The following is a 12,334-nucleotide window of genomic DNA, read 5'->3' on the forward strand; positions in this document are numbered from 1 at the left end:
GCCCGCTCCCACATAAGCCCACTCCCACATTGGGATCTGCGGTGTCAGGACGATTGTGCCTCACTGACCAACCAATCCATTAAAGCCTCAAGCCCCACCGAAGGTTCGATCCCCGGCGGATACACCAGGAAATACCCCATCCCCGTCGGCACCCTCAACTCAAACGGCATCACCAACCGCCCCGCCTTCACATCCTCGCCAATCAGCGCACTGTCGCCTATCGCCACGCCAGAGCCTTGGGACGCCACCGTCATTGCCAAATCCAGGGTTTCAAAATGATGCCCCTGGGCCAGGTTGCTCAGCTGCGTGTTCGCGGCTTTCAGCCACAGCGCCCAATCCCGCTCGTCTCGCGTAGGGTGCAACAGCACCTGTTGCTGCAAAGCCAGCGGGCGCTGCAAGTCGCCCAGCAGCGTGGGCGCGCAGACCGGTGTGAGTTGCTCATCGAATAAATGCCGCGCGTCGGGTGGTTGCTCGGCGATGGGCGCGTAGATCAGCGCCGCATCGAATTGTTCGCGGCGAAAGTCCACGCTGTAAGCCACGGTGGTGGTGAGTTCCACCGGCACGTCCGGGCGTTCTTTTTGCCATTGCATCAGGCGCGGCAGCAGCCAGCGCATCACGCAGGTGGACGCCTTGAGTTGCAGGGTCTGGCGACGGCGGCCGATCTGCTCCACGGCGTCACCGATCAGGCCGAATACCTGCTGCGCGCGCAGCGACCATTCGCGGCCTTCGTCGGTGAGGCTCAAGCCGCGCGCCTGGCGTTGGAACAGCGCGTAACCCAAATGGCTTTCCAGCCCGGCGATCTGCCGGCTCACCGCGCCTTGGGTGATATGCAGTTGCTCGGCGGCGCGGGTGAAGTTGCAGCACTGGGCGGTGACCCAGAATGTGTGCAGCGCGGGCAGCGGTGGCAGGCGTTTCATCGCGGTTCAGCCATGACGTGAGGACATGGCTAGTATGACTTTTTATCGATTGTTGCCGCTACCGGCCAGCCGCTCCAATACCGCCTCGAATCCATAACAAGAGCGACCTCAATGGCGACCTGCGGCGAAGTATTGGTCAACCTCCTCGAAGGCTACGGCGTGGACCAGGTGTTTGGCATCCCCGGCGTGCACACCGTGGAGTTGTATCGCGGCCTGGCCCGCTCGGGCATCCGTCACGTCACCCCGCGCCACGAACAGGGCGCCGGTTTTATGGCCGACGGCTACGCGCGCACCAGCGGCAAGCCCGGTGTGTGTTTCATCATCACCGGCCCAGGTATGACCAATATCACCACGGCCATGGGCCAGGCCTATGCCGACTCGATCCCGATGCTGGTGATTTCCAGCGTGCAATCGCGCAGCCAATTGGGCGGCGGGCGTGGCAAGTTGCATGAGCTGCCGAACCAGGGCGCGATGATGGCCGGTGTCGCCGCGTTCTCCCATACCTTGATGTCAGCAGCGGAGCTGCCCGACGTGTTGGCGCGGGCATTCGCATTGTTCCAGGCCGGGCGGCCACGGCCGGTGCATATCGAGATTCCGCTGGATGTGCTGGTGGAAAACGCCGACGCCCTGCTGGGCAGCGAGCCGGTCAGCGTGGCGCGCGCAGGGGCCGCGCCGGCGGCGGTGAAGCAGATGAGCCAGTTGCTGGCGGCAGCCAAGCGGCCATTGATCCTGGCCGGTGGCGGCGCCATCGATGCGGCGCCCGAGTTGGCCCAGCTTGCAGAAGCGCTGGGCGCGCCGGTCGCGCTGACCATCAACGCCAAAGGCCTGCTGCCTTCAACGCATCCGCTGCTGATCGGCTCGACCCAAACCCTGGTCGCCACCCGCTCCCTGGTGGCCGAAGCGGACGTGGTGCTGGCCATCGGCACCGAGCTGGCCGAGACCGACTATGACGTCACCTTCGCCGGCGGCTTCAAGATCCCCGGCGCCTTGCTACGCATTGATATCGACGCCGACCAGACCGTGCGCAACTACCCGCCGCAGGTGGCGCTGGTGGCCGACGCCCAGATCGCCGCCGAAGCACTGCTACAGGCATTGAACAGTCAGCCACTGGCACCACGCGATGCCAGCTGGGGCGTGCAACGCGTCGCCCAACTGTGGGCCGAACTGGCGCCCACCTGGGACGCCGCCACCCGCGCGCAGACCCTGTTCCTCGACACCGTCCTGCAAGCACTGCCCGGCGCCGTCATCGTCGGCGACTCCACCCAACCGGTATACAGCGCCAACCTCACGCTGAACCTCGACCACCCGCGCCGCTGGTTCAACTCGTCCACCGGCTACGGCACCCTGGGCTACGCGTTGCCCGCCGCCATCGGCGCCTGGCTGGGGCGTGGCGACGGGCAACCGGTGGTGTGCCTGATCGGCGACGGCGGCCTGCAATTCACCCTGCCGGAACTGGCCAGTGCCGTGGAGGCACGCACGCCCATCATCGTGCTGCTGTGGAATAACCAGGGCTACGAAGAGATCAAGAAATACATGGTCAACCGCGCGATCGAACCGGTCGGCGTGGACATCTACACCCCGGACTTTATCGGCGTGGCCAAGGCACTCGGTTGCGCCGCCGAACGCATCCAAGGCATTGAACAGTTGCGCAGCGCCTTGCGCGCTGCGACGGATCGCCAGGGGCCGACGCTGATTGAAATCGACCAGACACTTTGGATGCAGGAGGTTGCGCAATGAACGGTGTATACATCAACGGTGAGTGGCGTGAAGGCAGCCAGGTGTTGGAGGTCATCAACCCGGCCACCGAAGCGCTGCTGGCGCACGTCAGCGTGGGCGATGCTACGGCAGTGACACTGGCGGTGGATGCCGCCAGCGCAGCCTTTGCCGACTGGTCAAAAAGCACCGGCCGTGATCGCGGCGCGCTGTTGCGCAAGATCGCCGAGGGCGTGGGCGCGCAGCGTGAACAGCTGATGCACCTGCAGTCGAGCAACAACGGCAAGCCGCTGTTCGAGGCGGGCATCGATGTGGATGACGTGATCGCCACGTTCGAGTACTACGCCGCAATCGCCGAAGGCCTGGACGCCGGACAAGACCGCCCGGTCGAACTGCCCAGCACTGACTTCAGCGCGCGTCTGCGCCGTGAACCCTGCGGCGTGGTCGGGCTGATCGTGCCGTGGAATTTCCCGATGGTGACCACCGCCTGGAAACTCGCTCCGGCCCTTGCCGCGGGTTGCTGCGTGGTGCTCAAACCCTCGGAAGTCACGCCGCTGGCCGAGCTTCGATTGGCGCAGATCATCGCTGATGCGGGCTTGCCGGCGGGCGTGTTCAACCTGGTGTGCGGCACCGGTTTGGCGGTGGGTGCACCGCTGGCGGCGGACCCTCGGGTGGCGAAGATTTCCTTCACCGGCAGCAACGCGGTGGGCGTGCAGGTGATGCAACGCGCGGCCGAAACCATCAAGGGCGTGAGCCTGGAATTGGGCGGTAAATCGTCGCTGCTGGTACTGGCGGATGCCGACCTCGACCTGGCCGTGGAGCTGGCGTGTGGCGGTGGCTTTTTCAACGCCGGGCAGATCTGTTCGGCGACCAGTCGCGTGCTGGTAGCTGACAATTTGGCCGACGAATTCCTGCGACGCTTGCAGCTGCGCGCTGAAGGCATCCGCGTGGCTGATCCGTTTAGCGACGACGTGGAAATGGGCGCGCTGATCAACCGCGCGCAGTACCAGCGGGTGCTCGGGCATATCCAGCGTGGCATCGAGGATGGCGCGCGGTTGCTGTGTGGCGGTGAGCGTCCTGCGGGGTTGGAGAAAGGCTTTTTCATTCGGCCGACGGTGTTTACCGAGGTGCCGCTCGACAGTGCGCTATGGAACGAAGAGATCTTCGGCCCGGTGTTGTGTGTAAGACGTTTTGCCACTGAAGACGAGGCTATTGCCTTGGCCAACGACAGCGATTTCGGCCTGGTGGCCAGCGTGGTCAGCGCCAATGCCCAAACCGCCGAGCGCGTGGCCAATGCCTTGCAGGCCGGGCTGGTGTGGATCAACGCGCCGCAGGTGATCTTCCCGCAGACGGCGTGGGGCGGCTACAAGCAGAGCAGCATCGGCCGCGAGCTGGGGCCGTGGGGGTTGGCGGCGTTTCAGGAGGTCAAGCATGTGATTCGCGCTAACTGACGCTGAAAATTTCCCTGTGAAATGAGGACAACTGTGGGAGCGGGCTTGCTCGCGAATGCAGTGTGTCAGTCACTAAAGGTGTTGACTGATGCACCGCTTTCGCGAGCAAGCCCGCTCCCACATAAACCAGTCTCCACATTTAGAGAGGTGGTGTGTCGGTCACCCGCAATTTTTAGATAGCGCCTGCGACTTTCTCATTTGCCCCCCTGCCCTGCCCGTGGCCTGATTCGCCCTCGCTCATTCAAGGCAGGCCCATGGAAAACGTTCAGGCAAAACCCACCACCGCCGTTTGGCTGATGATCAGCGTGGTGCTGGTCGCCCTTAACCTGCGTCCGTCGATGGCGGCCGTGGGCCCGTTACTGTCGTCGATTCGCGGCGAGGTGCCGCTGAGTTTCAGCAGCGCCGCGTTACTGACCATGTTGCCGGTGATGGCCATGGGGCTGGCGATGTTTTTCGGCATGGGTGTGGCCAAGCGCCTTGGTGAGCACCGCAGCATTGTGCTGTCGCTGGTGGTGATTGGCTTGGCGACGCTGTCGCGATTGTTTCTGGATTCGGCGCTGGAGTTGATCGTCAGCGCGATTGCCGCCGGGGTCGGAATTGCCTTGATCCAGGCGTTGATGCCGGCGCTGATCAAGTCGCGGTTCAGCGACAACGTTTCACTGTTCATGGGGTTGTACGTCACCGCCATTATGGGCGGCGCGGCGTTGGCGGCGTCGTTCGCGCCGTTCGTGCAGGTGCAGACCGGCAGTTGGCGTATCGGCCTGGCGGTGTGGGCCGTGCTCGCCGGGTTGGCGCTGGTGTTCTGGTACGCCCAGCGCGCGGCATTGCCGCCGTTGGCGCAGGCTGGCTCCACTCAACAGGCGTCGTTTTTCGGCAACCGTCGCGCCTGGCTGCTGGCGATCTTTTTTGGTCTCGGTACGGCGTCCTACACCTGCGTACTCGCCTGGCTGGCGCCGTACTACGTGGAGCAAGGCTGGAGTGAACAGAACGCCGGTTTGTTGCTGGGCTTTTTGACCGCGATGGAAGTGGTCTCAGGCTTGGTCACCCCGGCCATCGCCAACCGGCGCCAGGATAAACGCGGCGTGGTCGCGGTGTTGCTGGTGCTGATTATCCTCGGCTTCTGCGGCCTGATCCTCAGCCCACAACACCTCAGCCTGTTGTGGCCTTGCCTGCTGGGCCTGGGCATTGGCGGCTTGTTCCCGATGAGCCTGATCCTGTCCCTCGACCACCTGGACAACCCGCGCCGCGCCGGTGGCCTGACGGCCTTTGTGCAAGGTATCGGCTACCTGATCGCAGGCTTGTCACCGCTGATTGCAGGGATAATCCGTGACCAGTTGGGCAGCTTCGAATGGGCCTGGTGGTCGCTGACGGCGGTGGTCGTGGTGATGCTGCTGATCGTCACGCGCTTCAATCCCCAGCATTACGCGCGGCATATCCGCTGACGTCGTGTTGCTAACAGTATTTGTCCCACGCCAAACATAGAATCGCCCTACAGAGCTTTCTAATGGCACGGCCGTTCCGTTAAGCTTTTGCGCTGTCTTGTACTGAGTTCGGTACAACGGGTTTACGGACGAAACCGATGTTAAACAGTAACTTGCTCAGAAAGCTCGATATGCAGGACCTGATGGTGTTTATCGCCGTCTACGACCAGAGCAGCGTTACCGACGTGTCCGAAACGTTGTTCGTCAGCCAGTCCACCGTGAGCTACAGCCTGAAGAAACTGCGCACCAGTTTTGAAGATGAGCTGTTTATCAACACGCGGGCGGGCATGCGTCCGACGTACAAGGCCACCAGCATGTATGGCCATGTGCAGAAGATTCTTGAAAGCATCAACCTGTGCCACGCCGGTGGCCAGGCGTTCGACCCGACGCAAAAGGCGGTGACCTTCAATGTGTGCGCGCCGGAATACTTCGAACAGTTGATCCTGCCGCGCCTGCTGAAGACCTTCGACCGCGCCGACCTGCCGGTGATCGTCAATGTGCAGAAGCTGGAGACGGACATCCCCGCCGACGACCTGCGCGAAGGTCGCCTGGACCTGGTGATCTGCTTCGGCCCGAACTTTCACCGCGCCCACAAAGACTTCAAGACGCAGATGCTGCTGGAAGACGACCTGGTGTGTGTGTTCGACAAGCGCTCAGCGCCGAGGGAGCCCGCTTTCAGCCTGCAATCCTTCGTCGAACGGCGCCATGTGTTCCCCACGCCGTGGACCTCCGACACCAACATGATCGACGGCTGGCTGGGGCGCCAAGCCCACAAGCGCCAGGTGATCGCCCGCGCCAACAGCTACGGCGCGGCACTGAAGATGATCACCGGCACCGACTTCATCGTGACCCTGCCGCGCCGCGTGCAAAAACTGCTGGCACCGGCCAGTGTGTTTGGCCATTGCGAAGCGCCCAACGGCTTGCCGGGATTCACCCTGGATATGCAGTGGAATGAAACCAGTGAACAGGACAGTGCCAATACCTGGTTTCGTGAGCAGGTGGTAAAAGTCTGCGCGGACCAAGGCTTGCTGTAACACCCCTGTGGCGAGGGAGCTTGCTCCCGCTGGAGTGCGAAGCGCTCCCAAAATCCTGGGGGCCGCTACGCAGCCCAGCGGGAGCAAGCTCCCTCGCCACAATGAATGGGGTGTGGGTCAGCCGATGGCGACTTTGCTGTAAGTGTCGCGATCCATATCCCGCACTTCGACGCTCAGTTGCACTTGCACGCCTTCCGGCCAGTCGCCCAGATCTTGCAGCACGGCCAGCAGGCTCTCCGACAGTTGCTTCTTGATCTGTGGCGAGCGCCCGCTGAGCAACGCCAGGCGCACCGCGACAAACCCACGCTCGTTCAGGCCGGTGCCGACGCGAAAGCTGTCGATCTTGATTGCACGGCTTTTGATATCGAACTCGGCGCCGAACTGACCGGAGGCCACCAACGCATGGTTCAGGCGCAACAGGGCCTTGTCGGTGTCCAGTTGCATCAGGTTGGCGGTGTATTCCAGGTGCAGGTGTGGCATGGGTGGCTCCGAGACAAACGTAGGAAGATTCCTAGATATATCACGGATAAAACCCTCAGGCTTGAGTTGCCTGCCCCCGGTCACTCATAAACGCTTCCAGCCGTGAGCGCACCCAGCGCTCGGCCGGGTCGGTGTCCACGTGGCTGAGCCAGACCATGGACAAATCCAGGGTCGGCGTCTCGAAAGGAAACGGCTCACAAAACAGGTGGCCCGACACGGCCATGGCCTCGGCGGTGTAGTCCGGCAGGCTGGCGATCAGATCGGTACCGGCCAGCAGTGCCGGCAATGCGCTGTATTGCGGCACCGACAACACCACCTGGCGCTTGCGGCCGATTTCTGCCAGCCACTCATCGGCAAACCCCGACACGTTGGCGGTGTGGGACACCAGCACATGGGGGCGTGAGCAATATTCATCGAGGGTCAGCGGTGTGTCGGACGCGTCGGCACGCAGGATGCGCGGGAGGATATGCCGCAACAGCTTGCGTTTGGCATTCGCCGGCAGGCCACGGGTCTGGGTGATGCCCACGGTGATGTCGCCGGACGCGAGCAGGTCGGGAATGCGCCAGTAGTCCACGTGCTGCACCACGAACACCACGTTCGGCGCTTCCCGGCGCAAGCTGCGCAGCAACGGTGGCAACAGGCCAAACTCAACATCATCGGATAGGCCGATGCGAAAGGTCATGGTGCTGATGGACGGGTCGAAGTCGTGGGTCAGGCTCAAGGCCGACGACAGCGAATCCAGGGCTGGCGACAGGTGCTGGATGATTTCCTCGGCGCGCGCCGTGGGTTCCATGCGGTGGCCGACGCGAATGAACAGCGGGTCGTTGAATAATGTACGCAGGCGGTTGAGGGCCGAACTGATGGTGGGCTGGCCGAGAAACAGCTTTTCGGCAACCCGCGTGACGTTGCGCTCCAGCATCAGTGCTTCGAAGACCACCATCAGGTTGATGTCGGCCTTGCGTAATTCATTGCGATTCATCGGCGCCTGCCCCTTCCCCAAGACAAGCCGCAGTTTAGAAAGCCCGTGGGGCTGCGTCTATGTGCACACTGTTCATCGGCAGGCTTTGGGACTATAAATCAGCTTTCCAGGGTCGCAGGAACACCATCGTGCTGGTTATTCTCGCCTTGGCCATTGTCGTGGCCGGGTTCTGCCTATGGATTGTCCGGTTTGTCGCACACCCCACGGTGAGGACGTTGCTGCGGGTGTTTGTCGGTTTGTGCCTGGCGGCGGCGGTGGCTTTCCTGGTGCTGGCCTCGGGGTTTCCCATTGCGCTGCTGGTCTCGTAATCCAACGTACAGTCATTCTTTGAGCAAGGACCGCTGAATCATGAAATTTGCCTACACCATCATCTACGTGCCCGACGTGGCCGCCTCCCTGGAGTTCTTCGAAAAGGCCTTCGGTTTCAGTCGCCGTTTCCTGCATGAATCGGGGACGTACGGTGAGCTGGAAACCGGTGAGACCACCCTTTCGTTTGCTGCGCATGAATTGGGCGAGATGAATTTCCAGGGTGGGCATGTGCAGGCGCATGCGTCCAAACAACCCTTGGGCATGGAAGTTGGGTTTGTGACTGAAGATGTGCTCGTCGCCCATGCCAACGCCCTTGCGCAGGGTGCGACTGAATTGTCGGCGCCGAGCGCCAAGCCTTGGGGGCAAGTGGTGTCTTATGTGCGCTGCCCGGATGGGACGCTCGTCGAGTTGTGCACGCCGATTTCGGGCTGAGTATTGAACCAATGTGGGAGCGGGCTTGCTCGCGAATGCGGTGGGGCAGATGCAAATTTGCTGACTGACCCACCGCATTCGCGAGCAAGCCCGCTCCCACACAAGCCCGCTCCCACAGTTGATCTTCACCGTCTGACGGATCAGGGCTTGAGCGGCCGCTCCTGATCCCGCTCGGAAAGCTCTGTACCGTCATCTGGATGCTTCCAGGTCTGTGGCTTTTCTTCCTCACGTCGCCGGGGTTGCTCACCCTTTGGCGCTTCCCGTGGTTTCTGTTCGTCAGTCATGTCCACCTCCTGTCCTTAAGAATGGGTCGCACCTTCAAGCATAGAACAGTGTCGGCATTTTCGACGGGGTCGCCAATTGATAGCCAACGCGCATCAATCCATCCAAATTTGTCACTTATCATTTCTAAATGTGTCAGCCACTATTCTAGGTCTTAGGCGAAACAAGCACTTTAAAAAGAACGCTGGAGACACAAAACCATGACTAGCCCTACCAGGCCCGACGCTGCCCGCTCGAAAGTTGGCGCGGTTTTTCGCGTTACTTCGGGCAACTTCCTCGAACAGTTCGACTTCTTCCTGTTCGGTTTCTACGCCACCTACATCGCTGCCGCGTTCTTCCCCGCCGCTAATGAGTTTGCGTCATTAATGATGACCTTCGCCGTGTTCGGCGCGGGCTTCCTGATGCGTCCACTGGGCGCGATCATTTTGGGTGCCTACATCGATGACGTCGGCCGCCGCAAAGGCTTGATCGTGACCCTGTCGATCATGGCCAGCGGTACGCTGCTGATCGTGCTGGTGCCGGGTTATCACACCATTGGCTTGTGGGCACCGTTGCTGGTGCTGCTGGGGCGCTTGCTGCAAGGCTTCTCGGCCGGTGCGGAACTGGGCGGTGTGTCGGTGTACCTGGCAGAAATGGCCACCCCGGGCCGCAAAGGCTTCTACACCAGCTGGCAATCGGGCAGCCAACAGATCTCCATCGTGGTCGCCGCCGCGCTGGGTTATGGCCTGAACGTGTGGATGGAACCTGCCGTGGTCGCCGATTGGGGCTGGCGCATTCCGTTTGCCGTCGGTTGTGTGATCATTCCGTTTATCTTTGTACTGCGACGCAACCTGCAGGAAACCGAAGAGTTCGCCAACCGCAAGCATCGCCCGACCATGCGCGAAGTGCTGGCCACCCTGGTGAAGAACTGGACCGTGGTCATCGGCGGCATGCTCATGGTGGCGATGACCACCACCGCGTTCTACTTGATCACCGTATACGCGCCGACCTTCGGCAAGACCGTGCTGCAACTGAGTACCTCCGACGCGCTGCTGGTGACGTTGCTGGTGGCCGTGTCGAACTTTGTCTGGCTGCCCATCGGCGGCACCCTGAGCGACCGCTTCGGCCGCAAGCCGGTGCTGATCGCCATGACGACGCTGACCGTTCTGACGGCTTATCCAGCACTGTCCTACGTGGTCAACGCGCCCAGCTTCGCCCATATGCTGGAAACCCTGCTGTGGTTCTCCTTCCTCTACGGCATGTACAACGGCGCGATGATCCCGGCGCTTACCGAGATCATGCCGGTGGAAGTGCGCGTGGCGGGCTTCTCCCTGGCCTATAGCCTGGCGACTGCGATCTTCGGCGGGTTCACCCCGGCGATCTCCACCTGGTTCATCCACATCACCGAAGACAAGGCCTCGCCGGCGTACTGGATGATGTTCGCGGCGGCATGCGCCCTGTGTTCGACCCTGGCGCTGTATCGCCGCGCCAACACGCGCGGGCAGGTGATGCAGGAGGCTGCGTAATGAAGCCGCTGCTGAACACCCTGACGGCCCTGGCTCTCGGCGCGTTGGCGCTGACGGCCCAGGCCGAAGAGCTCAAGGTGATGACCTCTGGCGGCTTCACCGCTGCCTATAAACTGCTGGGCCCGCAATACGCCCAGCAGAGTGGCGACACCCTGAACACCATCCTCGGCCCGTCGATGGGCAAGGCGCCGGAAGCGATTCCCAACCGCCTGGCCCGTGGCGAACATGCGGACGTGGTGATCATGGTCGGCTATGCCCTCGATGAGTTGATCAAGCAAGGCAAGGTCGACAAGGCCTCCCGCGTGGAACTGGCGGACTCGCGCATCGGCCTGGTGGTGAAGGCCGGCGCGGCCAAACCGGCAATCAGCACCGATGCCGAGCTTAAGGCCGTGCTGAGCCAGGCCAAGTCCGTGGCGTATTCGGACAGTGCCAGCGGCGTATATGTGGAGAAGGAGTTGTTCCACAAACTCGGCATGCCGGCCAAGGGCAACATGATCGAACGCATCCCGGTGGCCTCCGTGGTGGCCAAGGGGGACTACGAAGTCGGTCTGCAGCAGGTCGCGGAATTGTTACCGGTGCCGGGGGTGACTTACGTCGGCAAAATCCCGGAAGACGTGCAGTCCGTGACGCGTTTTGCGGCGGGTATTCCGGTCAACGCCGAACACCCGGCCGAAGCCAAGGCGCTGCTGCAATTCCTCGCCTCGCCCGCGGCGCAACCGGTGGTGCAAGCCACCGGCCTGGACTCGGTGTCACGCTGACCGAAACGGCATCTCCCGCACCAACCGCTCCAACTCCAGCGCCGCCGGTGGCAATGTCCGCCCGCGGCGCTTGATCAAGCCCACGTTGCGCATCACCTGCGGCTCCACCAGCGGCACACTGACCAGAATCGGGTGTTCGTTCGCCGGCATCGCAATCGATGGCACCATCGCCACCCCCAGCCCCGCCTCCACCAGCCCGATCATGGTGGTCACGTGGTGCGTCTCGCAGATGCTCGGTTTTTTCACCCGCACGCCACGCAGCGCCTGGTCCAGCAGGAAACGGTTGCCGGAGGTCTTGTCCACGGTGATGTAGTCGTGCTCGTAGGCTTCGGCCCAAGGCACACTCTCGCGCCCCGCCAGCGGATGATCGCGGCGACAGGCCAGCACGTAGCGCTCCTGCAACAGCAACTCGAACTCCACTTCGTCGGCCAGGCTGCCGCTGAAACTCACGCCGAAATCCGCCTCGCCACTTTCCACCGCATTGCACACCTCACCGGCACTGGCATCCAGCACCCGCAGGCGAATCTTCGGATACAGCTTGTGGAATTCGGAAATCACGTGGGGCATGAAGTAGTACGCGGTAGACGGCACACAGGCGATGGTGACATTACCCATGCGCGTGGAGGCCACGTTGCTGATGCCCATCAGCGCGATGTCGAGGTCGTCGAGCATGCGCTCCACCTGCGGCAGGAACGCGCGACCGACCATGGTCAGGCTGACTCGCCGCGTGGTGCGCTCGAACAGCTTGACGTCGAGGGCGGACTCCAGCTTTTCGATGCGCCGGCTGAGGGCTGGCTGCGAAATACGGATGGCCTCGGCGGCGCCGCGAAAACTGCCTTTGTCTACCACAGCGCGGAAGGCTTGGAGGTCGTTGAGATCGAAGTTGATGATCACGAGGATGGGCCAGTGAGGTCGATTTGCCGAACATTATCGTACGAATGTAACGGCAACAGGCCTACACGCATTTAAAAAACACCCTCACCTGCGTAGTCT

Annotated in this window: 13 protein-coding genes; 8 read left to right on the top strand and 5 right to left on the bottom strand. The window is 62.2% G+C overall.

Features of this window, described 5'->3' with window-relative positions:
* Positions 1-44: 44 nt before the first annotated feature.
* Positions 45-917, bottom strand: a complete 873-nt coding sequence (locus DBR46_RS08590; protein WP_124525821.1) for a LysR substrate-binding domain-containing protein — start codon at positions 915-917, stop codon at positions 45-47.
* Between the two features lie 111 nt (positions 918-1,028).
* Between DBR46_RS08590 and DBR46_RS08595 the strand changes: the two genes are divergently transcribed.
* From DBR46_RS08595 to DBR46_RS08610, 4 genes are all read left to right on the top strand, one after another.
* Entirely contained in the window at positions 1,029-2,654 is a 1,626-nt protein-coding gene (locus tag DBR46_RS08595) for a 5-guanidino-2-oxopentanoate decarboxylase (protein ID WP_124525822.1), read from the top strand.
* Positions 2,651-4,081, top strand: a complete 1,431-nt coding sequence (locus DBR46_RS08600) for an aldehyde dehydrogenase family protein (protein WP_124525823.1) — start codon at positions 2,651-2,653, stop codon at positions 4,079-4,081. The genes DBR46_RS08595 and DBR46_RS08600 overlap by 4 nt, the downstream gene beginning before the upstream one ends.
* Positions 4,082-4,335: 254 nt before the next feature.
* A complete protein-coding gene (locus tag DBR46_RS08605; protein WP_124525824.1) occupies positions 4,336-5,523 on the top strand; it encodes a cyanate transporter in 1,188 nt (395 codons plus the stop codon).
* Positions 5,524-5,660: 137 nt separating this feature from the next.
* On the top strand, positions 5,661-6,596 hold the full coding sequence (locus tag DBR46_RS08610; RefSeq protein ID WP_032864824.1) for a LysR family transcriptional regulator: 936 nt from the start codon (positions 5,661-5,663) through the stop codon (positions 6,594-6,596).
* Between the two features lie 117 nt (positions 6,597-6,713).
* Here DBR46_RS08610 and DBR46_RS08615 read toward each other — a convergent pair whose 3' ends face one another.
* Positions 6,714-7,076, bottom strand: a complete 363-nt coding sequence (locus tag DBR46_RS08615) for a 5-carboxymethyl-2-hydroxymuconate Delta-isomerase (RefSeq protein ID WP_124525825.1) — start codon at positions 7,074-7,076, stop codon at positions 6,714-6,716.
* A gap of 55 nt (positions 7,077-7,131) precedes the next feature.
* The gene (locus DBR46_RS08620) at positions 7,132-8,055 is read right to left on the bottom strand and encodes a LysR substrate-binding domain-containing protein (protein WP_124525826.1); all 924 of its coding nucleotides are present in this window, start codon (positions 8,053-8,055) and stop codon (positions 7,132-7,134) included.
* A gap of 128 nt (positions 8,056-8,183) precedes the next feature.
* On the opposite strand from DBR46_RS08620, the gene DBR46_RS08625 reads away from it, so the two are divergent.
* Together DBR46_RS08625 and DBR46_RS08630 are read left to right on the top strand one after the other, a co-directional pair.
* Entirely contained in the window at positions 8,184-8,363 is a 180-nt protein-coding gene (locus tag DBR46_RS08625; RefSeq protein ID WP_124525827.1) for a hypothetical protein, read from the top strand.
* A 40-nt stretch (positions 8,364-8,403) separates the two neighbouring features.
* The gene (locus DBR46_RS08630) at positions 8,404-8,796 is read left to right on the top strand and encodes a VOC family protein (RefSeq protein WP_124525828.1); all 393 of its coding nucleotides are present in this window, start codon (positions 8,404-8,406) and stop codon (positions 8,794-8,796) included.
* 140 nt (positions 8,797-8,936) lie between these two features.
* Here the strand turns inward: DBR46_RS08630 and DBR46_RS30290 are convergent, their stop codons facing one another.
* Complete coding sequence (locus tag DBR46_RS30290) at positions 8,937-9,080, bottom strand: hypothetical protein (protein WP_177414022.1); 144 nt, start codon at positions 9,078-9,080, stop codon at positions 8,937-8,939.
* 198 nt (positions 9,081-9,278) lie between these two features.
* On the opposite strand from DBR46_RS30290, the gene DBR46_RS08635 reads away from it, so the two are divergent.
* The gene (locus DBR46_RS08635) at positions 9,279-10,583 is read left to right on the top strand and encodes an MFS transporter (RefSeq protein WP_124525829.1); all 1,305 of its coding nucleotides are present in this window, start codon (positions 9,279-9,281) and stop codon (positions 10,581-10,583) included.
* Entirely contained in the window at positions 10,583-11,341 is a 759-nt protein-coding gene (locus DBR46_RS08640) for a substrate-binding domain-containing protein (RefSeq protein WP_124525830.1), read from the top strand. The genes DBR46_RS08635 and DBR46_RS08640 overlap by 1 nt, the downstream gene beginning before the upstream one ends.
* On the opposite strand, the gene DBR46_RS08645 is transcribed toward DBR46_RS08640, so the two are convergent.
* Positions 11,333-12,235 (bottom strand): LysR family transcriptional regulator, encoded by a 903-nt coding sequence (locus DBR46_RS08645; protein WP_017736319.1) that lies wholly within the window; start codon positions 12,233-12,235, stop codon positions 11,333-11,335. The two genes, DBR46_RS08640 and DBR46_RS08645, sit on opposite strands and share 9 nt — an antisense overlap.
* Between the last annotated feature and the right edge of the window lie 99 nt (positions 12,236-12,334).

It is taken from the genome of Pseudomonas sp. KBW05 (assembly GCF_003852405.1).
Classification (GTDB): domain Bacteria; phylum Pseudomonadota; class Gammaproteobacteria; order Pseudomonadales; family Pseudomonadaceae; genus Aquipseudomonas.